Origin of the sequence: Desulforegula conservatrix Mb1Pa, assembly GCF_000426225.1 — a bacterium.
Taxonomy (GTDB): Bacteria; Desulfobacterota; Desulfobacteria; order Desulfobacterales; family Desulforegulaceae; genus Desulforegula; species Desulforegula conservatrix.
Map to the genome: position 1 here is coordinate 86,768 of NZ_AUEY01000004.1, position 24,935 is coordinate 111,702.

General features: G+C 41.8%; 18 protein-coding genes. 7 read left to right on the top strand and 11 right to left on the bottom strand.

The features are described from left to right. Positions 1–287 precede the first annotated feature (287 nt). The 3 genes from K245_RS0103110 (at position 288) to K245_RS0103125 (ending at position 4,686) form a co-directional block, all read left to right on the top strand. The gene (locus K245_RS0103110) at positions 288–2,000 is read left to right on the top strand and encodes an acyl-CoA dehydrogenase family protein (protein WP_027358133.1); all 1,713 of its coding nucleotides are present in this window, start codon (positions 288–290) and stop codon (positions 1,998–2,000) included. 335 nt (positions 2,001–2,335) lie between these two features. After that, positions 2,336–2,998 carry a metallophosphoesterase family protein gene (locus K245_RS22855; protein ID WP_051283823.1) on the top strand — a complete coding sequence of 221 codons (663 nt, stop codon included), beginning with the start codon at positions 2,336–2,338 and terminating at the stop codon, positions 2,996–2,998. Between the two features lie 266 nt (positions 2,999–3,264). Further along, positions 3,265–4,686: a UDP-glucose dehydrogenase family protein gene (locus K245_RS0103125; RefSeq protein ID WP_027358134.1), complete on the top strand. Its 1,422-nt coding sequence runs from the start codon at positions 3,265–3,267 to the stop codon at positions 4,684–4,686. A gap of 42 nt (positions 4,687–4,728) precedes the next feature. Here K245_RS0103125 and K245_RS0103130 read toward each other — a convergent pair whose 3' ends face one another. Beyond that, positions 4,729–5,166, bottom strand: a complete 438-nt coding sequence (locus tag K245_RS0103130; RefSeq protein ID WP_232223789.1) for a PaaI family thioesterase — start codon at positions 5,164–5,166, stop codon at positions 4,729–4,731. A gap of 272 nt (positions 5,167–5,438) precedes the next feature. Between K245_RS0103130 and K245_RS0103135 the strand changes: the two genes are divergently transcribed. Both K245_RS0103135 and K245_RS0103140 read left to right on the top strand, forming a co-directional pair. Continuing rightward, positions 5,439–6,515, top strand: a complete 1,077-nt coding sequence (locus K245_RS0103135; RefSeq protein WP_027358136.1) for a DUF2157 domain-containing protein — start codon at positions 5,439–5,441, stop codon at positions 6,513–6,515. Then, a complete protein-coding gene (locus K245_RS0103140; protein ID WP_027358137.1) occupies positions 6,515–7,405 on the top strand; it encodes a DUF4824 family protein in 891 nt (296 codons plus the stop codon). The genes K245_RS0103135 and K245_RS0103140 overlap by 1 nt, the downstream gene beginning before the upstream one ends. A gap of 413 nt (positions 7,406–7,818) precedes the next feature. On the opposite strand, the gene K245_RS22860 is transcribed toward K245_RS0103140, so the two are convergent. From K245_RS22860 to K245_RS0103185, 8 genes are all read right to left on the bottom strand, one after another. Continuing rightward, positions 7,819–9,633, bottom strand: coding sequence for a GGDEF domain-containing protein (locus tag K245_RS22860; RefSeq protein WP_051283824.1), 1,815 nt, complete (start codon positions 9,631–9,633; stop codon positions 7,819–7,821). A gap of 80 nt (positions 9,634–9,713) precedes the next feature. After that, positions 9,714–11,411 (bottom strand): methyl-accepting chemotaxis protein, encoded by a 1,698-nt coding sequence (locus K245_RS0103155; protein WP_027358138.1) that lies wholly within the window; start codon positions 11,409–11,411, stop codon positions 9,714–9,716. Between the two features lie 495 nt (positions 11,412–11,906). Further along, positions 11,907–12,698 (bottom strand): hypothetical protein, encoded by a 792-nt coding sequence (locus tag K245_RS0103160; RefSeq protein WP_156906683.1) that lies wholly within the window; start codon positions 12,696–12,698, stop codon positions 11,907–11,909. A gap of 398 nt (positions 12,699–13,096) precedes the next feature. Continuing rightward, positions 13,097–14,155 (bottom strand): prolipoprotein diacylglyceryl transferase family protein, encoded by a 1,059-nt coding sequence (locus K245_RS0103165; RefSeq protein WP_027358140.1) that lies wholly within the window; start codon positions 14,153–14,155, stop codon positions 13,097–13,099. A 101-nt stretch (positions 14,156–14,256) separates the two neighbouring features. Continuing rightward, entirely contained in the window at positions 14,257–15,255 is a 999-nt protein-coding gene (locus K245_RS0103170; protein WP_027358141.1) for a phosphatidylserine decarboxylase, read from the bottom strand. A gap of 43 nt (positions 15,256–15,298) precedes the next feature. Beyond that, positions 15,299–17,698, bottom strand: a complete 2,400-nt coding sequence (locus tag K245_RS22865; protein ID WP_051283825.1) for a hypothetical protein — start codon at positions 17,696–17,698, stop codon at positions 15,299–15,301. Positions 17,699–17,793: 95 nt separating this feature from the next. After that, entirely contained in the window at positions 17,794–18,930 is a 1,137-nt protein-coding gene (locus tag K245_RS0103180; protein ID WP_027358142.1) for a DEAD/DEAH box helicase, read from the bottom strand. Between the two features lie 140 nt (positions 18,931–19,070). After that, positions 19,071–19,325 carry a VF530 family protein gene (locus K245_RS0103185; protein WP_027358143.1) on the bottom strand — a complete coding sequence of 85 codons (255 nt, stop codon included), beginning with the start codon at positions 19,323–19,325 and terminating at the stop codon, positions 19,071–19,073. 325 nt (positions 19,326–19,650) lie between these two features. On the opposite strand from K245_RS0103185, the gene K245_RS22870 reads away from it, so the two are divergent. After that, positions 19,651–21,255 carry an NAD(P)/FAD-dependent oxidoreductase gene (locus K245_RS22870; protein WP_035276384.1) on the top strand — a complete coding sequence of 535 codons (1,605 nt, stop codon included), beginning with the start codon at positions 19,651–19,653 and terminating at the stop codon, positions 21,253–21,255. A gap of 57 nt (positions 21,256–21,312) precedes the next feature. Here K245_RS22870 and K245_RS0103195 read toward each other — a convergent pair whose 3' ends face one another. Then, a complete protein-coding gene (locus K245_RS0103195; RefSeq protein ID WP_027358144.1) occupies positions 21,313–22,629 on the bottom strand; it encodes a hypothetical protein in 1,317 nt (438 codons plus the stop codon). 331 nt (positions 22,630–22,960) lie between these two features. On the opposite strand from K245_RS0103195, the gene K245_RS0103205 reads away from it, so the two are divergent. Then, the gene (locus tag K245_RS0103205) at positions 22,961–23,593 is read left to right on the top strand and encodes a PEGA domain-containing protein (RefSeq protein WP_084156108.1); all 633 of its coding nucleotides are present in this window, start codon (positions 22,961–22,963) and stop codon (positions 23,591–23,593) included. A gap of 174 nt (positions 23,594–23,767) precedes the next feature. Here K245_RS0103205 and K245_RS0103210 read toward each other — a convergent pair whose 3' ends face one another. Then, complete coding sequence (locus tag K245_RS0103210) at positions 23,768–24,673, bottom strand: hypothetical protein (RefSeq protein ID WP_027358146.1); 906 nt, start codon at positions 24,671–24,673, stop codon at positions 23,768–23,770. Positions 24,674–24,935 lie beyond the last annotated feature (262 nt).

Here is a 24,935-nt window from a genome sequence, read left to right on the forward strand (position 1 = left end):
CCATCCCATGAACCAACTTTTCAGATTCGCCTGATTTTAAACCCCGGGCATAGGCTCAGATTCGTACTGATAATATTTATCAATAAACACAAAATAATATCATCGATACATTTTGAGCAACACCTATAAAATGCCCGTCTGATTCTACATATAAATAAAGGACTTGGATGGTTTACCAAAAGCCGCTTGACAAAGATCATATATTTCGTATACAAACATTATGTACACGAAATAAAATACAACGATTTTACACCAAGCAATCCAAACATAATACATGGAGGTAAATAGTGGTTCTACTAAATCCCAAAAATTACAAAGACAGAAATTACCCTGATGCAAGATCCAAAGAAATCATGGTTAAAACCATTGAATGGTTCGAAAATAAAGGCCTGGCAAAAGTCAAGGAAGACTTCCAGAGCCGCGTTTTCACTTCAGACTTTGCTGAATTTGTGAAGAAAGAAAGAATTTTCGAAACCCTATTCCTTCCAAAAGGCTATGGCGAAGATCCGAATCAGTACTACAGCACCTACAGGATGTTTGAATACTCTGAAATTCTCGGATTCTACGGATCAGCCTACTGGTACATGTTCCATGTTTCAACCCTTGGTCTTGACCCGGTTCTTCTGGGAGACAACGAGGAAGCCAAGCACAAGGCAGCAGCCAAATTGAAAGAAAACCCGCTTTGCGCATTCGGTCTTTCAGAAAAAGCTCACGGTGCTGACATCTACTCAAGTGAAATGAAGCTCTATCCCCAGGCAGACGGCACATATCTTGCCAAAGGATCAAAATACTATATCGGTAACGGCAACGAAGCAGCTACAGTAACAGTTTTCGGTAAAATTGCAGACACAGAAGATTACGTATTTTTTGCAGTTGATTCACATCACGAAAAATATGAGTGCGTCAAAAACGTAATTGCGTGTGACCAGATGTATGTTGCTGAATTTGCCCTGCATGACTATCCGATCACAGAAGCAGACATCCTGTCCCGCGGCCAGAAAGCATGGGACGACATGCTCAACACCATCAACGTCTGCAAGTTCAACATAGGATCTGCTGCCATCGGTCTTTGCGAGCACAGCCTTTATGAATCACTGAACCATGCTGCTCATCGTAATATCTTCGGCAAAAACGTCACCGAGTTCGCTCATATCCGCCAGCTCTTCTTTGATTCATACATCCGCACTGTGGCAATGAAACTTTTCGGTCTCCGCGCAACTGATTACCTACGCGCTGCAAATCCGGAAGACAGACGTTACCTCCTTTTCAACCCTCTTATGAAAATGAAAGTAGCTACCCAGGGCGAACGAGTCATGGAAGATCTTTGGGATATCATCGCAGCAAGGGGCTTTGAAAAAGACATGTTCTTCGAGCAGGCAGCCATGGAAATCAAAGGTATGCCAAAACTCGAAGGAACCAAGCACGTCAACATGGCGCTTATTGCCAAGCTGATCCCTAACTACATGTTCAACCCGAAAGAATACCCTGAAGTTGGCCGCATGAACGGAAGCCAGAACGATGACTTCCTGTTCAACCAGGGTCCGACAAAAGGCTACGGAAAGATTCAGTTCCACGACTATATGCCAGTATTCAACAGCGTTTCTCACCTGAGCAACGTGAAAGTTTTCATCGAGCAGGTCAAAGCGTTCCAGGAAGTTCTCATGGTATCAGGCGCAGGCATCATGAACCAGATGATGAACTTCGACTTCCTGTTCGCTATGGGCGAAATCTTCTCTGTAATTCCTTACGCTCAGCTTATTGTTGAAGCAGCAAAAATGGAAGGCGTTGCAGATGAAATCATCAATGGCATTTTCGACGTATTCGTTCGTGATATGTCCAATTATGCCACAACCTTCCTCATGAAGCCTTCAACCACAGAACAGCAGATTGAAAGCATCAAAAAAATCATCAAAAAACCTGTTACCGATGCCGCGGAATTCGACAAGGTGATCAACGATCATATCTACACACTGATCGATACATACACCATGAATCCATAGTCGATCCAAATAAAGGGCTGCCTTCTCAAGGAAGGCAGCCTGCTCCTTGAATTCAGCAAATTAATCTCCCCCCATAAATGTCTGACCATTGCATTTTAAAACATCCTTTGAACATTGATCAGACCACTTTTTGACAAAAGCTCCACAAAACTTTATGGTTTACCTATCTTGGCAATAAATCCTATACTTCTGGGGGGCTCTGCCTTATTTTCAGTTATGAGAGCCTTCGGCGAGTCGCTTTTTGTAAAAAACTCCGCAAGAACTTTATAATTTTTCAAATGCTTAAAAAAATGTTCCCGTTATTTTGGTAAGTCACATTTTCCGAGGCTAAAACATTGAATATTCTCGTAGTTTCAGACATGCATGGTGATAATGCGTTCGTTGACAGAATAGAGCCGTACATACGCGAAGCTGATCTTATCATAGTTGCCGGAGACATAACCCATTCCGGAGGAAAAGAAGACGCTGCAAGTGTTATTGAAGCTATCAGAAGCATTCAGCCAAGGCTATTTGCCGTTCCCGGGAATTGGGATAATTCAAGCGTGTCAAAATATCTTGGCTCAAAAGACATCAATTTGAATATGCGAGTCGTTGAAATTGACGGAATATTTTTAGTCGGCATAGGTTATTCGCCGCCAACCCCTGCAAGAACACCGAACGAATTATCAGAAAACGATTTTTTGAAGCTTGTAAACAAGGTAGATGCAATAATTCCTGATGGCGTTGATTTTATTCTTGTTTCCCACTGTCCTCCTTTTAAAACAGCCTGCGACATAATCTACTCAGGAATCCATGTAGGAAGCGAAGCTGTCAGAAATCTTATAGAAAAAAGAAAACCGCTCGCCTGCATTTCCGGGCATATTCATGAGGGATTTGGAAGTGACAGGATTGGAAATTCAATTATTCTTAATCCAGGTTCTACAATGGATGGACACTTTGCCTTGCTGGATCTTTCATCAAGGCCCATTAGATCTGTTATCAGAAATTTTATGGCATAGGTGTTGATGCTAATAAGTATTCTGCGTGATTCTAAAAATGTCATTGGTTCGCTTTATTCACCATGAACTATCCATTAGTTTTTTATGCAGAATTACGTTAAGGTCATTAAAATTAGAGCGCCGGGTTATTTAGATGAAATCATCATAATCAGTATCCCAATAAACGCCCATCATATAAACATCTTTTAAATCCCCCTCTAATACACCTCAGATAGTCTTTTTTGCTTTATCAATGACAACAATAAACAGGCAGGGATAATCAAAGCATGAATATTACTGTTATTGGAACCGGATATGTAGGACTTGTGACAGGCGCATGTTTCTCAGAAATGGGCAACCATGTCACATGCGTTGATGTTGATGCAGTAAAGATTGAGGGGCTAAAAAACGGAATCATCCCCATACATGAACCAGGACTTGCGGAAATGGTGGTCAGGAATTCAAAAGACGGCTTTCTCGCTTTCACCACAAGTCTTGAAGATGCCATGAGAGCATCCAGCATATATTTCATTGCGGTTGGTACTCCTCCTGGCGAGGATGGCTCCGCAGATCTCAGCCATGTAATAGAAGTGGCAGGCAAGATCGGCCTGAACATGTCCGGCTATTCGCTTGTTGTCAATAAATCCACAGTCCCTGTCGGAACCGGTGATCTTGTTCGGAATGAGATTAAAAAGGCCCTTGAAAAAAGAGCTCTTGATATCGAATTTGACGTGGTCAGCAATCCTGAATTTCTTAAAGAAGGTGATGCTGTCAATGATTTCATGAGGCCTGACAGGATAATAATAGGCATGGAACACAAGAATGAGGCTACACCTGAAACAAGACATGAGACCAGACATGAGACCAGATTTAAATCGGGGTATGGTTTGCCTGCAAGATCAGCAAGGGCAACTGAAATACTTCAGAGGCTTTACTCACCTTTTTCAAGGAATCACGACAAGATAATTTTCATGGGAATACGTGACGCGGAAATGACCAAATACGCCGCCAACTGCATGCTTGCCACCAAAATATCTTTCATGAATGAAATAGCCGGAATATGCGAAATCATGGGCGCAGATGTGGAAAATGTCAGAAAAGGTATAGGCTCTGATTCCCGCATCGGATACTCCTTCATTTATCCGGGTTGCGGATATGGAGGTTCATGTTTTCCAAAGGACATCAAGGCATTGATTAAGACTTCGAAATCCGCCGGTTTTTCTCCTCTTCTCCTTAGCGCCGTGGAAAAAAGAAATGCAGCTCAGAAAAACAGCCTTTTTGAAAAAGTTTCAGCCCGCTTTGGAAATAATCTCGCTGGACTGACATTCGCTGTATGGGGGTTTTCCTTCAAGCTAGGAACCGACGATATGAGGGAAGCTCCGTCTTTGGTGCTGATAAAAAGCCTTATATCCGCCGGAGCATGCGTCAGGGCATATGACCCTGTTGCCGAACCCCAGACTGACCGGGAATTCCCTGGCGAATGGATGGAATCAGGAAAAATCGTATTTTGCAGTCATCAGTACGCAGCCCTTGAAAACGCGGACGCCATGTTTCTTGTGACAGAGTGGAAACCCTTCAGACAGCCTGATTTCATCGCAATGAAGAAAATTATGAAAACCCCAGTTATTTTTGACGGAAGAAATCAGTATGATCCACTAGAAATGAAGGAGTTAGGGTTTGAATACGAAGGAATTGGGAGGAAAGCCTAAAGGGCGCCTCTAAAATCTTCCATCTCCCTTTATTACAATTCTTCACGCATAACCTATCTTTTCAGTCAGCGGTATTTTGCTTCTCACAAAAACGCCATTGGCTCTGGCTATCTCGTTGTCATTGGAATCATAAAGAACTGATTCAGCAATGAACTGGGACTTATTCTGATGAACAACCTTACCCACAGCCTTGACAACTCCTTCTGAAACGGGTCTGGTCAAATATGTGGTAAAGCTGGTGGTCAAAACGAAAACATCCTCTACCAGGGAATTGACCGCAAAAAACGCCGCGTTATCAAGGGCAAGAAAATAAAGGGCTCCGTGCAGGGCTCCTGCCGCATGATGCAAATCCTCTCTTACAGGAAGATATATTGTCGCCTCTCCGTCACCGATGCGTGCCTTTGCTCCGGCGAGCTTTACGAAAGGAGCAGAATGCATCATGTTTTCAAGTTTTCTGTAATGTTCGGTATTTGCCATCATTATCTCCGAAAATAGCGGGTTTACGGCCTCAGTTCTTTTCGTTATCAGCTATACAATGATTAACATGAGCATACAAGCAAGCGACTGATAAAATCAGGCTAAAAATACTAAAGACAAGGCCCGATTTCTTTTCAAACCGTTTTCTTCAAATCTCTGTATTTGCCAATTTAGGATGCAAAATATTGCCGAAGCATGTAACGTATACTTATAGGTATCATCAAATCAAAAAATCATCCTGATCCCACACCGAGAACCTACAGAAAGAGGCTCCAATGCAGATAAAATCCAAATCAGAAGCACAGAGCAGAACTGATCAGATCGGCTGTTTCAGAAAAGAATTATTAAATCTTGAAGAAGAGAAAATTCTTGTACTGGATGATAACCAGAAAGCGGCAGTGACAAAATATCATGATGATTTTATTGCCAAAATGTCAGGGATATTTGATGTCGATGCTGACAGCAGGGAAAAACAGCTCAGCCTTGGAATGCGTATTGCCTCGTTTCTTGGAGCACTGGGACTTGCCGCAAGCGTGTTTTTTCTTTTCTACCAGTTCTGGGGGATGTTTTCCACCGCAGTACAGGTCTTTATCCTGATCGCAGCGCCTTTGATAAGCATTCCGGCGGCGGCCTTTGCAATAAAAAAAGAACCAACAGGTTATTTTGCAAAACTGATAAGCATGGTGGGTTTTGCCTGTTTTGTGCTGAACCTCGCCATGCTCGGCCAAATTTTCAACATCACTCCTTCGGACAAGGCTTTCCTCGCCTGGGCCGCGTTTGCCTTCATTATGGCTTATGCCTGCGACGCGAGGCTCCTTCTTGCCACAGGGATTATATGCCTTTCCTTTTTTCTTTCAGCACGGACTGGCACATGGAGCGGGTGCTACTGGCTGGATTTTGGTCAGAGGCCTGAAAATTTCTTTCCTGCGGCAATTCTGCTCTTTATCCTGCCTTCTTTCATATCCCATAAACGGTTTTCAGGATTTGACCCTATATTCAGGGTCTTTTCAATGCTTCAGCTTTTCCTTCCCGTACTGATTCTCTCGAACTGGGGATATATCAGCTATCTTGATATGGATGCGAAATTAATCGAATACATGTATCAGGCTGCCGGATTCATCTTCAGTGCAGGCGCCATATGGATCGGCATTAAAAAAACGTGGCCCGAGGTCGTTAATACAGGAAACGTATTTTTTGTGATTTTCCTTTATACCAAATTTTATGACTGGTGGTGGGATCTGATGCCCAAATATCTGTTTTTCCTTATAATCGGGCTTACATCTATTCTTTTCCTGATGATATTCAAACGTCTGCGCAATTCACCGACTAACAATACTGGGAGGGCTGCCTAATGAACCAGATTAATCAGATGAACTCGAAAAATCTTTTCATGGCAGGAGCCTTTATTGTTCTTGTAATAAATGCCATCGTTCTTTCAGGTGTTGCCTACAACAGATCAGGAGAGCCTGAATCAGTCATAACTCTTTCTGGCAGGGAGATGGAAGTTAGCAGATCCTATACTTCGGATTTTAAAAACAGCGGAATTTCACTTCGGATAAACTGGCGGGCCCTTGGCAAGGAAAAAGATACGGACGAAAGATATTATTATACTGACTGGAGAGCGCCCATCTGGCTTGACGAAAAAAAGCTGACAGAGCTTGGGTTTGACATCAATAGATATGCAAAGCGGAATACAAATCATTATCAGGATCTGCCGGAAAAGGAAGTCTGCCTTGTTCTTGAAAATAACGGCGAAGCATACAGGGAAGCTGTGAAAAGATCTGAAAAAACATTGGCTTCTGCTGAAGCAAAACTGAAGGAAAATCCGAACAGCAAGGATCTGATTGACCGCCGCAAATCAGCTGAAGAAGAGCTGAAAAACGAAATCAAATCCAGATCACGCCTTTTCGTAATCGACGCAGGACTTGAAGCTTCTGCACTCAGATCAAAATATCAGGACAAAAACAGATATATGATCACAAAAGGTATCGTAAGACCGGGTTATGATTACAGTGATGAAAAAGCCACCAAACGCCTGACAGGCTGGATTTCAAGACTTGGAGTGGTATCTCTCCATCTGCCCCTTGAATATGAGAAAAAGCTGGAATCATTCAAAAACTCAAAAATGAATGAGGACTGCGGAAAGTATTCCGAATATCAATGCTATGAAATAGAACTTTTTTACGGAAAAAGATTAGAGCCGTGGATTAATTCAATCAAAGAATCTGGGCGGCCTTCTTGAGAATTGCTTAAAGGTGGCCTAGGAGATGCTGACAAACTCCAAATCCATATTGTAAGTATACTTCACACCGTCATAAATTGAACTCATCTGATAGATGAAAGGTCAAAGGCCGCTTTTTGAAAAAAGCTTGGCAAAAACTTTTCGATTATGGATTCTTTTCCAGTAATAATGCAACAACAGGCTTGCAATTCAAACGGCCTGACTCATTTCAAATGTTCAAGCTGTGACATTGATGAGTATATGATTATCTCACAAAAAAGAGCGCCGGCGTCATAATTAACTTGATCCTGCATCTTTGTATTTTCAGTTACTTCTGGATTCCTGCCTGCGCCGGAATGACTAAAATTCAACTTTTGCGGCCTGGTCAAGTATGGATCTTGATTAATCAGCATCGAGAATAATCAATAAAAATCTTAATTCGAAAGTTCCCTGAAAGCATCCGTGCAATTCTCGATGCAGGCAATGCACAACTTATCCTCCCTGCTTTTGGCAACAGGCTTTAGTTTGGCTATGACATTTGAAACCTCTTCCGAGGAATAATTGTTTCTGCGGTTCCCCTGGATCTTCAAAAGCACGGCGCTTACTGTCATCAGGGGGAATCTTGACATATTTCCGTTTCTGTCTTTTGCCTCTATAAAGCCGCTTTTAATGGCGGTTGGTTCATAGAAACTCTCAACATTTTTTCTGAAGGTTTCAATGATGTTCCTAACCATTTCGGTAGCCTCGGAAAGACTCATATTTTCGATACCTACGAAAAAATCATCCCCTCCTATATGACCCGTAAAAATCCCGATTTCGGATCTGAGCTTCTTTAATATATCAGCAAATAAAAGGATCACTCTGTCTCCGCTTCTAAAGCCATAGGTATCATTATAAGCTTTAAAATGATCAAAATCGAAATACACAAAAAAATGAAATGATTTCAGATCTTCCATGGCGTTTGACACATATTCGTAAATGACCGTGTTGCCAGGCAAACCTGATAAAGGATTCTGGTCCCTTGCCGTTTCGATATTTTTTTCATTAATGATTTTAAGGAGTGAAGAAGCGCTCAGGAATCCGGCATATCTCATTCTGTCCACCATAATTATGCCTTCAATATTCTGATCCTGGGAATAGATCTCAAGAATTCTGCTGATTGGTGAATGAATGTCAGCAACCGGGTATTTTGTTACAAATTTCTGGATATTCTTTGACACCGAAGGATTTTGTAAAAGGGAGACTCCGTATCTTGAATATGCGTAATCCTTGAGACTTTTTTCCTGAATTATTCCGATTGGCTCGCCTGAAACATCAAGAATGGGGAAGAATGAATATGTCTGGTCCTTGATCAGGTCTTGGCGGAATTTCTGGAAAATACTGAAGATATCATCATTAATTGATACGGCAGGTATCATGGCTGTTTCATTATTTATGAGTTGGCTGTCCAAGGACGTATTCTGGCGTCTGTCCTTTTTGGCAAGTGCGCCAATATGGAAATAATTATCTGAAAGAACACTCAGATCAAGCTGCGGCCTTTGTACAAAATATCCCTGGACAAGATCACAGCCTATTTTTCTGCATATATAATATTCCGCCTCTGTTTCCACACCTTCGGCTATGACCATGCTGCCAAGAATATGAGCTATCTCGACTATTTTTGAAACAAACAGTCGCTTCCTTGCATCTTTCTCCATCTCATTTATAAAAAATCTGTCAATCTTTATGAAATCAGGCTCTGTGTAATAAAGCATCTTGAGGCCTGAAAAACCGGTTCCAAAATCGTCCATAGCAATTCTGAACCCTTGGAATCTGTATTTTGTAAGAACTTCCATCATGGCGGACGCATTAGGATCTATTCGTTCGGATATTTCAAAACAGACAATGTCCTTGGGAAGATTGAAATCTTTTAGTATTTGAAGTGTGTTTCCAGGCTTGTAATCTCCTGAGGCAAGAACACGGGGATCGAGATTAAGGAAGAGTTTTGCATTGCCCCTCACGGATGCAGGTATTTTTGAAAATGTGCTGACTGCTTTTGCTCTAAGGCTAAGCTCAACATTGTGAAGGCATTTTTCTTCATGAGCCATATCAAAAACCGATGCTATCGAGTTGAAACCAGCTTCTTGCCAGCCCCTGAGGAGAGCCTCGTATCCGTAACATATTCCGGAATGAATGTTTACTATGGGCTGGAAAGCATAGCTGACCTTTGAAAGGGCGTTGATCCAGAAAGAATCATTGAGCGGTATCATAATAAAACTCCATAAATACCTTAAAATTTTCAAAAAACATTTTTATTATCTATTACACGTTAAATTTACATGTCATTGAATCATATCTGAAAATTTCCAAGCCATCGCACAAGACGTCCTGCAAGACGTTTTACCCCATCAGCGTCACCAGCAATAGTACGTCCGCTTGAAGCTATTCTTTCTGCTGTTTCATTTACTTCGGAAAGATTTGCCACCATGCTTTCCGAAGCCTTGAGGCTTATTTCAGACTGATCTTTAAGCATTATCATTTCTCCGGACAGAACAAGCATGCTTTCAGACATGGATCTCATCGAACCGCCATGTCTTTCCACAGACTGGTTGATGTAAGAGACTATGGAATCCACATTTTTAATTGTATCAGACATGCTTCCTATTTTTTTCACCGCATTTACAACATCATCCCTGATTCTCTCTATCCTGTCCCTGATGGTTTCGGTGGCATCCCTTGTTTCCTGGGACAATTTCTTGATTTCTCCGGCAACAACTGCAAATCCCCTGCCTGCCTCCCCTGCCCTTGCTGATTCAATGGTTGCATTAAGTGCAAGAAGAGATGTCTGATCAGATATTTCAGAAATAAGATCCGTGACCTGGTTTATCTCCATCGCTGATTCGCCAAGGCTTTTGAAAGACTCGGACATGGCACCGGCTTCTTCTACAGCTGAATTTACAATTTGCGTGGCCTGACCTGCGCTTTCAGATATTTCTGCCATTTTTTGACTAAGGCTGTCCGCAAGGATTCTGGCACCTGAAAGATTGGCTTCCGTTTTTGAAGATGTACTGCTGACAAGCATTATATGCTCCCGCAGATTAAGAGCCTCTGTCGAAACCTGGCCGCATTTCTGGCTGGCATCATCTGCGGCATCTATAAGAACGGATGATACATCATTGAATTGAATAGAGGACGCGTGAAGGGTTCCTGCATTTCCTTTGATTGCCTGGATAATCTGAACCGTATTTTCAAGAAGTTGGTTGACTCCTTCAATAAGCTCGCCAGCCTCGTCCTTTGTCTTTACAGGAAACCTTGTAGTCAGATCAGCATTGCCGGAAGCAATCCCTTTAATTGTGTCAGATGCAAGATTCAAAGGTACGACTATTCTGCGGGCGATAAAATCGGCCAGAATGATAACGATCACAAGACCTGACGCGACCATGGAAAAAAAGAAAATCAGGCTTTTCCTTTTCTGCTTTTCTACCTCATCGAGTCTGTTTTTAACTATTCCATTAATATCATCCATATAAAGGCTTGAACATATTACCCATTTCCATTCCATAAAAACCCTGAAATAGGTTAATTTCTGAACAGGCTCCGAACCATCTTTGCGGGGCCATTTGTGAGTAATAAAGCCATTGTCTTCCGTTTTAGCTCTCTCTATTATCTCCCTGAAAATTTCCCTGCCTTCCGAATCCTTGAAATCAATCCTTTTTTTATTTTTTGCTTCAGGGAGTCCCGGATGAACATAGATGATACCTGAAAAGTCCATGACAACAAAGTAACCTGAATGTTCTGGCCCGAATCTCATGCCTTCAATTGCAGCAATTGCGTCAGTATAAAAATTGGAGGATGCCGCAACTGCATAAGCAGAGTCGCCGAGATCCCTTAGCTGGGTCTCCCTCTCTTTTTCCATGAGGCCTCTGAGATGGGTAATTTCAGCCTCTGTATTTCTGGTGATTGACCTGTAGTAGAGAAAAACAGACACAACCGAAATAGCGATTGCCGTAATGCAGACAAGTGATGTGATTTTGCTTCTTATTTTCAAAGTCAGATCCTTAAAAAACTGAAAAACAAAATAGCTGCTTTGTTTTGTTCTCCGGCCAGCCAGCGGTTTAGACTGGCCGGAGATAGCGCGAAGTGTTCGGAGAGCAGCTTTGCCCAATACGCGGGCAATTAGTCTGTAGTATGGCGCAGTTTGAATTTTGTTAGAGGTTCTTCAGAATATTGTGAAATTATGTCTTAGGAAGAAGTCGCCATATCAGGAAATGCTGGCCTCGATGCTTTGGGCTTAAAGGATAGGTGAACGCTCATTTGAGGAAATTATAGGGTCGCTTTTTGAAAATACACGGATACTGTTAAGCTTGTCATGTTGATTTTTGGGAGACACTTTTTGTAAAAACTTTTATATGGTTGACGGGCTTTTTTTAAAATAACCTCTGGCCTTGTTTAAAAAAGCCTTTTTATTTTAGCATAAAAAAATACTTTTACTAAAAGCTGATTCAGCCCATTCCTATTTTTTGAGGATCAATTCCTCGATCCCCTACTTCTCTTTGACCAAAAAAGGTTTCAAGGCCCTGTAATAATGTAGTCCGAAAACAGAAAGAATCTCAGATATAAAAAGCACTACTATGGGGCGTATTACATATGCTTTGGGATCGTCAATGGTTGCTGATAGACCAAAAACCATCATCAGGAACATCATAGCACCAATAATGAAAGACAATCCGGCAACAGCATGGAGGAGATTCAGAAAACCTCTGCTTTTTAGCAGTTTACGTGCTTTTTCTGCATGTTCTTCTTCAAGGTCCTGAAGAATTTTTGCTGATAGCACTATTCCGACAACAACAATAATCGCCATAAGTGTGGCAGCCAAAAAACCCATCTGACCTTCTCTTAATTTTTTTTCCATTTCGAGAACTGTTTTGCCATCTATTCCCATCTGAACCAGTTTGCCGTTTTTCCAGACATTATAGACTCCATCAGGAACAACCTTAATGTGCTGATCCGTCTCAATATAGATGTCACTTGTACTGACAGTAATCATCGCAGGTTTTGACACGATATAAAGCAAGCCCACCAATAATAACTGTATCAGAATAACCATAATGATTTTTTGATATACAGAAGCGCCCTTTTCTGGCGCTAACTTTTTCATTGAAGGCTCTGTGATTCCATCCGACTCAAGCCTGATTGGTTTCAGTTCTGACATCTTCCTGGGAATTGCACCACATCCTGGGCACTCGCCCATTCCATTGAAACTGGTCAATAAAGGGTCATTCTCACTCTGCGCCTTATATCCGCATTTCATACATACAGGTAAACCATTATCCATGCTGTTTCTCTTCATATAGTTGTTTATGCCATCTATCAAAACTGATGCCGAGAATACTTAAACCTGAGCCAGTAAGCCTTCAACCGAATTGAATACCAGATTGGATTGCAATGACTGCACGCGGCTTGTTCAAAGACATATCATTCTCCTATAGTTGCAAAAGATATATAGTTATGAAAGAAGACAGACAGTATCAAGGTCTCATTATAATCATCAATTGCAGTCCATTATGAACAGTGATGTATTAAAATTAAACATATCTGATTAAACGCAAACAGGACATTGGATGGTTTTTTCTATTTCTTGCTACATTTAAAACATAGATTTTAAAACATGAAAAGACCATTTTTTCATCAGCATAGACCTCTGTCCATATTTGTAAACAGTTTCAAACTATTTCAAATTTTGTCCCTTGCCACGTCAAAGGATATCTTTGAAGTGGTTACGCTGCTTCTGCCAGTATAGACAAAAGAAACTATCCACAGAAGAAGAAGAAACACAATAACGCCCGGATCCCAGACCAGGGGAAAGGCCTTGGCGATTAGTGGCTTCATGTTAATATCAGGCCATGGTGCCACAAAAAGAAGGATGAGGATGTAAATAACAGAAACTGCGGCCATGATCTGGTATGGCGTGATTTTTTTATCGCCCCTGAAATCGGCTCTTAGAAATTCTGATGATACTCTCCAGATCTGGGAAACACCGATGCTTAGAGCAAGGGAAAGACCAAACTTTCCTTCAAGAAAAAGAAAGACGCAGGCTGCCGCGGTCAGACCAAGAACAACAGCCGACACTGCCTGGACAGGAAAGAGTTTGACACCTTCAAGCCCGGACTCATAGGATGACTTTTTGGTTTTGCCATGAAAAACCATTGAAAATGATGAAAATAGCCTGGCAACAGGAGCAGGACAGTCAGAAAGACTTTTTCCATAACAGCATCCGAAACTTATGCAGGCAAGCCTGCCAATGCTCTCTCCAAGGACGTAGGAAGTACCCATGGCTGCCATTATCGGCCATACAGGAAGCTCGGTCTGGTAACCATTTTTTCTAAGAAGAACCGAAACCGCCCAGATAATCCAGGGCGCAGAAACAATCCCGACGAATGACGCGCCTCCAATTGTAAGTGTGTGGGCCTTGCCTTCGACAATGCGGGCCACCCATTTTGCCGATGGCATGCAGACAAGAAGAAGCGTTGTTGCTAAAACCATTGCAGCTCCCGGAGTTATGGACACAGAGGCCATCAGGATAAAGGCCAGAAGAACCGCCGCAGTATAACCTGTTGCAGAAAAAAAGCCGTAAAAAGTATAATTCACTCCTGTCCAGGAATCAGGGCCATTCTTTTTGGGGTGGGCAGTTGCCAGAAATTGCCATTCTTCACGGGGAAGCGTTCTGAAAGCCCAAGAAAAAAGAATCCCAAGCGTCACAATCAAAGCAAATGTAAAAATTAGATTTTCCATTAAATTTCTCCAATAATCATCAAATCACTAAAGTTTTTGCGGAGCTTTTTTAAAAAGCGACTCACCGAAGGCACATTCCTCAGCCTTAAGCCAAAACCACTTTATTTTATTGCCACAGCTATTTCAGACCTTACCCTGACATCTGTTTCCACAAGAGGCTGCCTGAAGCCGATGGAAAAACGGCTTTGCACACCAGGCCTGAAAAGGTTTGCTATTATGTCGTCAGAAAATCTGATTCTGCCTTTTTCAAAAAGAAGTATGTCAGTGGAGCTTCCCGGACGAAAAAGGCTCTTTGGACAGCCTTTTTTCACATAAAGCCCTGACGTCACAGGCGTTGGAGAATCATATCCTTCCTCGCTGTAACACTGGACAACATCTCCTATCATGAGGGCCACAACTTCGATCATGGCAACAATCCCGACTCCGCTTCCGGCTTCGACATCTGTGTCGATCAAGGTAACAAAGCGCCTGTTTTTTGAATAAGGCGTGACCATTGAAACGATGGCGCAGGGATTACACGAATGAAAACCACCGTCTATTTCATAGAAATCCAGAATCCTTCCTGAAACCGGCATGTGATTATAATGATATTTGTCCGGTGTCAGCCTGAATACGGCAAAATCACCATCGGCAAATCTCTCTGCCCAGATGCTTTTACCCATAAGTTCTCCGACAGTGAAAAACTTATCCTTAATAAATATATCTTCGGTCTCGAGAAGCGATCCGGTAATCACCCTGCTGTCTGCCGGAGAAACGATTGAGTCATGATTTTCTGGCATGGGTCTTGTTTCGCAGTATCTAATTTTTCTTTCAAAGAGTTTTCTGGCTGAATCAAAGTAGCCTGGATCTTCAAGACATTCAGGAAGGTCTATTCCGAGCTTTTTTGCCATCTGCCCGGCCTGTCTCCTGCCCAAAAACGGAAAGTCATAATTGAATTTGGCTATGAAATCAGAGTATCCGGGAGAGGTAATCATTCTGAACATCTTCTCTGATTTTTCCCTTACAGGCGAGTAAAGAAAGCGAACAATAGCATCCGCAGCCAGTTTTTCCATGACAGCCCCGCCTGTATGTCTGTCAATATAGTAATGATGATAATTCATGTTTTTTTGTTTTCTCCTGATGGTGCATAGTGCATTTCGGCATTTACCATGAAATCTGGTGCTTTGATCTGTCTGCCTGGATGGACACAAGAACGATGTGAATCTGTTTCATGATTTGATCAGCGTCCGCCTTTCCTGAAAAGACCCTGTCCCTTGTTTCTTCATAAAACGCTCCTATGCTGCATTTTCCTTCTGTTATCCCTGAAAGCGAGGCCTGCATGGAGCTATCTCGATATCCTGCCCACATCTCAAGACGCCTGATATCATCATCCATGAACTCGATTGCCTCTGAAATATGCTTATTGAAAAGCCCTTCCCTGAAATATTCCTCGGCATTGCGGTTGAACGTGTCTGCGTCCACAGACACAGGATTTTTTATGCCTGACGACGAACAAATCCCATTTACGAGCTTTTCAGAAACAGAGTCGCCGGAAATCCTTCTTTCAAGATCTCCCATAAGACCTGTGAACCCGAACATCTCTATCAAATCAGCTCCGTCTTTTTTTATGATGTTCACAAGCGCCTTGAGATAATCCTTCATGCCTATCACCCAGAAACCGGGATAGTTCTTCGACTCCCTGATTTTTGGTATCTCCTTTAGAATTTTTGACAAAAAAGGGCTGGTTTTCTTGCGGCTTACAAAAAAACATGGATTCCCAAGAGCCTGGGCAAAAAATATCTGGCGACGCTCGCTTTCCATAAAAGGCTTGTCCGGAATGGATTCGTGATCTATCTCACCTTTGAGAATATAGCTGAAAGTCAGGGCAGTAAGGAGCATCTGAAGATTAACAGCTGAGGTCATATCGTTTTTCACGCTTTCAAAAAGACTGTAATGACGCCCCTCAAAACCTGAAAACCCCATCTGGCTGAAAAGTCTCTGGCGTACTGGAAGGTACATCGGCATTCTTGTGTCAAAAACACCAAGATCCATCAGATCTTTTTTAAGCCTTTCATTGTTGCCCTGGCCGCCGTCAAGGGCCGGGCTGCTCATGGTGCTTTTAAGAGCGCAAAGGTAATCTATGATCCTGAAATCAGGCACAAGGTCGCCCTTGATATGAAGCAGTTTCTTGAGCATTCTGTCCAGCCATACCGGGCCGAACGGAGTAATCGATCTGCCCATGAATCTTAGTCCGGCCTTGCGTTTCCATTCTCTCCAGATCATTCTGAGGTGAATATCCTCAAGTTCATGGGGAAGAAAGCCAAGTGCCTGCTCAGGATGAAAATCCTCAAAATCCATTCTGCAAGGCGAGCCGCTAAGCACGCATGTAAAAATCGGCAGAAAATACTCGAACATCTTTATGGAAAGATCCCCGTAGTATTTCTCCATGCCGCCTTCGAAACCAGTCCCCTTGTCCTTGCATAGCCGGGTGAGTTTCAGGCTTCCAAGGCTGACATGCGTTCCGTTGTTCGCAAGGCTGATATTTGAGGTATTTGGTAGAACCGCAAGATTTGACTGGATTATTCCCGAATCTTTAAGCCTTGATATGGTGTTCAACTGGCTTCTTGAAAGCACCTGATGGCACAGAATCATGTACTTGTGTTTTTCTTCGCCCCTGTCCCAACCTGAAAGGCAGGGACTCATAAAAATTTCCCTGTAAAAGGAATCAGTAACCAGACTGTTCAGTTTTTTCTGACGAACCGGAGGATGCGGTGAAAAATAGACTTTCACTTCCTGTCCGTTTTCCTCAAGCCCGAATCTTTTTCCTGCATAAAGTGTCAGAAGATGGGTCAGAAGAAAGCGTTTCAGGGTTTCACGAGCCACTTCCTCTCCGTGGGAATGGGTTTTTCTGAGCCATGACGGATAGAATGAAAATGTTTCTGGGGAAGTGTTGTCGCTCAAAAAATGATCCATGGCGCTCTTGCCAGCAACCCTTACAGTCGCGTGTGCGAGAGGAGTTCTGCCTATGCTGTCTGCAATGGCGAGTTTCAAAAGATAGCTGACAGGCACCCTGAGCCATGTTTCGCCATTCTTTTCGAAAAAAAATCTGTCAGAATCATCACGCCTACCAAGATCCGGCTCTTTTTTGTCCTTCAGAAGATCCTCGCCTAAGATGAGCCTTGCGTAACCTGACAATCGTGACATTGGAAATCTTACCCAGCTGTGCTCCCAAACCCGTGACGAGTTTCCTGAAAGGAATTCCTCCAGCTCCTCGGCTCTGGCTGTGGGCATGTCATCCTGGAGGGCCTGCTCCCGAATATTTTTATAATAATTTGAGTTTTTGATGAATAGAGGGAGGTCGCAATCATCCGGAGAGCCCTTTACAACAACCTGAAGCTCGTTTTCGGTTCCGGCCGTAACATCTCCATTTCCAAAGGGCAAATTTGCAAGAAGGTTATTTGCATCCCCGGATATTCCAAGAATATTTCTGAATTTCTCAAGTCTGCATTCCGGGGTAACAGCGGCTCTTGAAGCTTTTTGATCAGTATCCCAGGCCGTAATCATTTTCCTCCTTATTGATTATTATGGTCTGGGAGCAGCTTAGATGTGAATTGTTCTGATTTTGTTATGATAAAATGAGTAGTGTGTTGAGGCCTCCTCTAAAAACGAATACTTGCGGAATCAATATACTCGGGCTTTTTCCCCATTCGTTTTTCAATCAGCTTCATATGCTGATAATCATCCTCGGATAAAAGAGTCACTGCAACTCCTTTCATGCCCGCCCTTCCTGTACGCCCTATGCGGTGGATATAATCAGCTGCGGATCTTGGAAGCTCATAATTAACGACATATGGTAGCTGTTCAATATCAAGCCCCCTTGAAGCAAGATCCGTCGCCACAAGCACCCTGGTTTTTCCCTGTTTGAAACGGGTTAAAGCTCCGTTGCGCGCGCCCTGACTTTTATCTCCATGCAATGCTTCAGCGCTTATTCCGTTTGTTATAAGTTTTCTTGTAACATTATCCGCCCTCCGCTTTGAGGACACAAAAACAAGAACCTGAGTCCATCCTCCATTTTTTATCATATGGCGGAGAAGCAGGCCTTTGCTGTTCTGATCGACAGTATAGACAATCTGTTCAACAGGTTCAGGAGGAGTTTCAGGTTCTTCGATACCTATTTTCACGGCCTCTTTTAAAAAATCCATGCCTGGAATTTCAATCTTGCTTCCAAGTGTTGCTGAAAACAGGAGATTCTGTCTTTTGGAAGGAAGCATCCCGAGGATAATAGCGAGTTCGTCCTTGAATCCGAGGTCGAGCATCCTGTCTGCTTCATCGAGAACCAGGGTTTCTACATGAGAAAGCCTGGCAGCGTTATTATTCACAACATCAATTAACCTGCCCGGTGTTGCGACAAGAATATCCGCGCCAGTGCTGACGCTTTTCAATTGAGGATTTATAGAAACGCCTCCATGAACAGCCGTAATCTTAATTTTTTCAGGGATATAACGGCAGAATACCTTTGCAGCCTCGGCCACCTGCAGAGCAAGTTCCCTTGTCGGAACGAGTACAAGAACCCGCACCGATGATGATTTGACAGCTTTTTGTTCAGACAGGCGCTGCAAAAGCGGAAGCAAAAAAGCCGCAGTCTTTCCGGAACCTGTCTGAACCGCCACTGCAAGGTCTTTTCCTGCAAGAATCACAGGAATGGCATCTCTCTGGATCGGAAAGAGTTCCTTGTAGCCGAGTTCATCTGCGGCAAGGCAAAGGCCGCCAGACAAGCCTGAAGACTGTAATGACAAATCATTATCCGCAGATTGATTTGGAAAAGATGTTTGAGTCTTAATAAGAATAATTCCTTCCGGGATTTATCAGAGCAGAAATGAATAATGATTTGAAACGGCTTCTTTCATTACACAGGTTAAGCAAAAAGTTCAGCGCCCTACCCTTCGATATTTTGAACGGGTTTAGAACCCTTACGCTTGACCATCTGGACATATAAACGCTCAACTTTGGTTCTGGCCCAGGGAGTTCGTCTCAAAAATTTCAGGCTTGACATGATGGATGGATTCTCCTCAAAACAGCGGACATGAACTTTTTCAGCCAGGGCCTCCCATCCGTAATTCTCATGCAGATCTGTAATTATCCGCTCAAGAGTTACACCCTGGAGAGGATCCTTGCTTTTTACTTCTGTCATATTCCCTTTCCCGAATCACAAATATTGTGTTCACAGGTATTGTTCAGGTTTTGGCAAACTTCATTTATAATTGCCTGAGTTCTACAGCCATAAATGCGCCTTGTCAACGAGGACAAAGACTGTCCTGTCAGTATATTTAGCACCATTTAATTGACGCCGCTGTTTATAGAATATCCATCATTGGCAAAATAAATTCTGATTTTCATCATTTTGCTTTTCCTCGGCAAGAGAGACGGTTAGGATTGCATTCCTTACTGGAATCAAGCGAGAAAACGGTAGTTGGCATCATAATAGAGAATTGTTTAAATAATTTCAGGAGCTTTCTTTGGATCTTATAATCAGAAATTTGCGTATTCCCATAGAAAAAGACGGGATGGATGAATATATAAAGGCCGCTTCTGAAAAGCTGCAATTAAACCCAGATAATATTGCAATCTCGAAAATCCTGAGTAAATCACTTGATTCCAGCAACCATGAACAATTCTATTATATTATCTCTTTCGTCGTAAATATTTCAGGCAGTTTCGAGAACAAGCAAAACCTTCCTGTATACACAGAACAACCGGAAGCGATCAGAAAGACAAACATAAAGGACAGACCGATAATAATTGGTTTTGGCCCGGCAGGAATGTTTGCTGCCATAGAACTCATCGATTATGGAATCAAACCATTAATCTTTGAAAGAGGCAAAAATATAGAAGAGCGCTCCATTGATGTTCAAAGATTTATTCAAGACAGGGAATTAGACCCGGAATCGAATATCCAGTTCGGCGAAGGCGGAGCAGGTTCATATTCGGACGGCAAGCTGTTTTCCAGAAGAAATAACAATACGAGCCATGTGAATCGGGTATTAAATACCTTTATAAAATTTGGAGCGCCCGAAGAAATTGCCTACATCAGCAAGCCCCATCTTGGCACTGATGTGCTTTGTTCAATAGTCGGCAATATAAGACGCTATATCCTTGAAAGAGGCGGCGAGATATTTTTTGACTCAAAAATGACGGATATCCTGATCTCGGATGGCAAGGCTTCGGGCGTAATCATAAATGGAGAAAATGAATATCTATCTTCAGGTATTTTTATCGCACTCGGTCATTCTGCCCGGGATACTTTTGAGATGATGCATAAAAAAGGTATCGCAATTGAGCAGAAACCCATTTCAGTTGGTGTGAGAATCGAGCATCCTGTCGACACCATCAACCTTATCAGATACGGCAATAAATATAAGAACTTCAAAGGTTTGGGAGCAGCCACATATTCTTTGAATTACACGAACCGGAAGATCAGGAGGGGAGTATATACTTTCTGCATGTGCCCGGGAGGCGAGGTAATCAATGCTTCATCAGAACAAGGCATGATGGTTGTAAATGGGATGAGTTATTCTCAGAGATCTTCGGCATTTTCAAATTCTGCAATGATTGTAACCTGCCATACGGACGATTATGAATCAACCTGCCCATTGGCAGGTATAGAATTCCAAAAGAGTATCGAAAGAAAGGCCTTTAAAGCAGGAGGAGGAAGATGGGAGGTGCCTGCCCAGAATCTTATGGATTTTTTAGAAGGGAAAAATTCAGCCGCTTTAAATGATAATTCATACAAGATGGGCGCTGTTCCAGCTGATATGAAAGACATTTTCCCTGAATTCATAATCAATGAGCTGCTGGCCGCGTTTGAAAAATGGAAAGAAGAAGTTCCTTTGTTTATTTCGAATCAGGCCATATTATTAGGCGCTGAAACTAGAGCCTCATCTCCGGTGCTGATCAAACGCAATGAAAAATTTGAATCTGTAAACACAAAGAACATATATCCGATAGGCGAAGGTTCGGGTTATACTGGAGGCATAACAAGCTCTGCGGCAGATGCTGTAAAGGCTGTGGAAGCGTATATATCTAAAATCAATGAAAAACTGTCGATAACTCACATTGCATAAAGTCTCAAAAAAGACGGAACACATGAAAAGATAGCCTGTTTTTTTTCTTATCTGCAATCATCCAGGACTCCTTATAGACCTGTTCAAGCTCAAAGCAGGCGAGCTAAAATGTTTTGACAGATAAGCAAGCCCCGCCTTTCTTGCTCCTGCCCATCCTATTTCAGCGGCGATTCCCCAGGGAGAAGCTTTTTGGGCAAGTCTGTAAGCTTTCCACGGCCATTTCAGCCATGCCCACACTTTGCCAGCAGTCCCGATCACGGGCCAAAGTCTGCCGCCTGTAATCGCGCTGGTAAAATCCTTTGCCTTTCTCAGGGTTTTAAGTCTGACTCCGTAAAATTTTCCAAGCAAAGGATAATCCTCGGCCTTTCTGAATGTGCTTATCCAGTGCCGACCTCGTTCCACAAGAGGACCAATCGCAGCTTCTTCAACAGGGCGCTCCGATTCAGGAAAATATTTTCCGGAAATGATCCCGGCAGCCTCGACCACCGCAGCCTTCCACTCGCCAAACGTTGGATTTGACATAATGAGATGCCTGAAACTGATGAGCCTCTTTCTGAGTTCAAGAAGCTCAGGACTACTAAGCTCTGAATTGACGGCATCTTCCTCTTCCTTATCATCCGCAGCCATGCTTAGGCCTTCAAGAGCGTTCTCAAGAGTCTCCTTCTCATCATCCGAAACAGTGCTTTTTTCAATATCATAGGCATTCAGGGCAAGTTTACCCACAAAAAGATAAATGTCCGCAAGAAGGCATTTTGTCAGAAGAAGCAGAAGAAGCCTTCGCGAAAGATATGCAAGCCATGAAAAAGGGTCTGGAACAAGGTAAAGATTGAGTTTCAAAAGAACCTGAATCTTCTTTCTGTATTTCTGATAACATTTCCAGATCGCAGTGTCTGTGATGGTCTCGTAATAATCCAGGGAGTCCTTAATATGACGGATTCTGACAAACCTTAGACGCCAGAAACCAGGACGATCCATAATTGATTCGAACCGTGAAAGGGCAAGATCAAGGCTTCTGGCGATTGAACCTATGCTGACCTCAAGCTCCGGCCTTTCAGACTCAGGATGATAGCAGGCCGCGATTTCAGCCACAAAATCAGGAATATCCTTTAATTCCATTATTTCAGGAGAAGTTACCCCGAATATTTCCAGACATTTGTCCCTGATGATTCCAATGCCTGAATGCCTTGCCGAATTATTGGCGCAGCCATCTGTACAATCATCGATGCAGTCAGAAGCAAGAGTATCAAGCTCTGTTTTAAGCGCCCTTTTCCACCTGAAAATGCTGCCGAATCTCGCCAGAATGACCAGGACAACAACAAGCACAAAAACAGAGAAAAACGCCCATGAAATTTTAAATATAAGCAACCAGTCCATGATTCACGCCAGATTGGGGATTAGTATTGATCTAAGGCCCGGCCAAATCATCAATCGGATAACCAATCAGATATAAGGTCAGGACATGTCAATTAATACAGTAAAAGGGAGACAGGAGATATGCAAATCTTTGATCAGAAAACGGGAATAAAAATGATGGACAAGAACAGGTATGATGTGCTTTTGATAAATTGTGTTTTTAATTAATTCAATACCGATATTTTTAAGGAATAATAGTTATGATTTAGCAAAACATTGAATTCCTGTCCATTTAGTAACTTTTTTAAACAGAACTTAATCCAAACATGAGCCAAAGCGCAAGAAGGAAAGAATGATGAAGTCGAATAGTAAAAAATGCCTCATAAATAATGTAAAATTTCTTTTATGTATTTTGTTATTCGCAGGTTGTGCAACTATTATTAATAGGACAGAACAAAGCGTTTCCATAAATTCCACACCTATAGACGCTATAGTACAAATTAATGGAAATGACGTTGGCAAAACCCCTTGGACGGGATCAGTTTCTCGAAAAGATTCAATGCAGGCAACAATCAAAAAGGAAGGTTACAACCCTCAAATTATCAATCTGGAAGGACGCTTATCTGGCTGGTTCTGGGGGAATATAATAAGTGGGGGTTTTTGTGGGTCAGGAACGGATGCAATATCTGGAGGAGCTTATGAATATTCTCCAAGTTCGTATCATGTAGCTCTTGAGCCCATAAACAAAAATGAAAAGGTAGTAATTGAATCTCAATCTAGGCTCAAACGCTATATTCTGGCAAACTGGAGCGATATCGGATCAGAATTGGTTTCCAAGCCTGCTGAAAGAGTCGATGCTCTCAGAGAAATTATGGGGTATTCAAACAAGCCTCTCCCAGACTTCGCAAAAATGATTAATACTGATTATTTATCGAGTAAAGAACCAGATGAATTTGCAGAAAAAATGTTGCTTATTTCTAAATAAGAAATACTGATAATGAAATCTATTCTACACTTAGGCATTGTAAAATAATAGTATGACCGAATATAAATCTTTATTTCAATATTTACTAAATAAGGCTATGTAAGGGGGTTATAGATCCTTATTATAACTCGTCTCCTAACGAGTTATAATAAGAAAACTAATTGGGTTGTGCTATTACACATCATCAATTCTAAATACAAAGTTATAATTTTTCACTACACCGTTGATTTCAAGGGGCATAAAAATTGAGAATGTTTTACCCTTTACTAATACTACAGCTAACCCCTTGTCAGTTGGAAACAAAGGTTTATTTTCCCAGATCTTTGAACTTTCTATATAATCTGACAAATATATCGAATCACTTATTTGGGCCGAAGGTGGGATAATGGCAATTGCTTGAGGTTTTTCCTTGTCAATTATTCTTACCCCAGAATGAATAACTCTATGAGCAGCTCCATTTACATCAACAAATGAAAAAGAATCCCAATCAAGCTTAATTCTTCCACCCGACTTATTTGTAATATTAAAAGAAATCCCAGACTGTTCAATATCAAAACGTATTGAAATATTAGAGTCTGAAAAATATTTATCTTTGTTATAAGAAGGCTTATGAAGGCTAAACTTATAATTAACAGGAGTATTCTCATCACTTACAGGAGTATTCTTATTGGCCTCGGTTTCTGATATTTTTTTGGATTGTTTCAAAATTATTTTAATATCTTTAATTTCTCCATCAAAGTCACTCCTGCTACAGCTAAGACTTATTGGCTTAGACTCCCCCTTATTAACAGAAATAACTTTTCTTTGGGTTGTGTTATCTTGATCAACCAGTTGAAAATCATAAGTGTTAACACAATCATATTTTGAATTACTTGAAAGATTGCAGGTAATAACAATATTATAGCCGGATGATTTAACCACAATGTTTTTAAAAAAGTTATCGCCATTATCGGTTTTTATGGTTATATCTTCAAATTTTAATTCTGTTAAAGGCGGATCAGGATTAATTATCCTTTTCACCAAAGCTGCACAACCGTTCAAGACAAATAAACATCCAATAATAATGACAATTTTTTTCAAAACGCCCTCCTTTTTAATCCCCAATATCAACATTGCAGTATGCAACATAATGCTTATTCTAACAGTTCCCAAAGATCTAAAACTACACTTAACACATTTATTCAAATATTCCTGAAAGATGCTCGTTAACTTTTATCCATAACATAAGCAAATATCTTTTCACTGATAGATGCGTCAATACAATTTTTCTAATATCTAAGTGTTTTTAAGCAATACAAGCCGTAAAAATTTCGTATGTCTTATTGAGACATACTAATATATA

What these genes read in the sequence shown, in the direction of transcription:
- K245_RS0103170 (WP_027358141.1), bottom strand. Translation starts at nt 15,255, where the DNA reads ATGAATTATCATCATTACTATATTGACAGACATACAGGCGGGGCTGTC.
- K245_RS0103140 (WP_027358137.1), top strand. Translation starts at nt 6,515, where the DNA reads ATGAACCAGATTAATCAGATGAACTCGAAAAATCTTTTCATGGCAGGA.
- K245_RS0103185 (WP_027358143.1), bottom strand. Translation starts at nt 19,325, where the DNA reads ATGACAGAAGTAAAAAGCAAGGATCCTCTCCAGGGTGTAACTCTTGAG.
- K245_RS0103135 (WP_027358136.1), top strand. Translation starts at nt 5,439, where the DNA reads ATGCAGATAAAATCCAAATCAGAAGCACAGAGCAGAACTGATCAGATC.
- K245_RS0103195 (WP_027358144.1), bottom strand. Translation starts at nt 22,629, where the DNA reads ATGGACTGGTTGCTTATATTTAAAATTTCATGGGCGTTTTTCTCTGTT.
- K245_RS0103165 (WP_027358140.1), bottom strand. Translation starts at nt 14,155, where the DNA reads ATGGAAAATCTAATTTTTACATTTGCTTTGATTGTGACGCTTGGGATT.
- K245_RS0103125 (WP_027358134.1), top strand. Translation starts at nt 3,265, where the DNA reads ATGAATATTACTGTTATTGGAACCGGATATGTAGGACTTGTGACAGGC.
- K245_RS22860 (WP_051283824.1), bottom strand. Translation starts at nt 9,633, where the DNA reads ATGATACCGCTCAATGATTCTTTCTGGATCAACGCCCTTTCAAAGGTC.
- K245_RS0103160 (WP_156906683.1), bottom strand. Translation starts at nt 12,698, where the DNA reads ATGGATAATGGTTTACCTGTATGTATGAAATGCGGATATAAGGCGCAG.
- K245_RS0103205 (WP_084156108.1), top strand. Translation starts at nt 22,961, where the DNA reads ATGATGAAGTCGAATAGTAAAAAATGCCTCATAAATAATGTAAAATTT.
- K245_RS0103130 (WP_232223789.1), bottom strand. Translation starts at nt 5,166, where the DNA reads ATGATGGCAAATACCGAACATTACAGAAAACTTGAAAACATGATGCAT.
- K245_RS22865 (WP_051283825.1), bottom strand. Translation starts at nt 17,698, where the DNA reads ATGATTACGGCCTGGGATACTGATCAAAAAGCTTCAAGAGCCGCTGTT.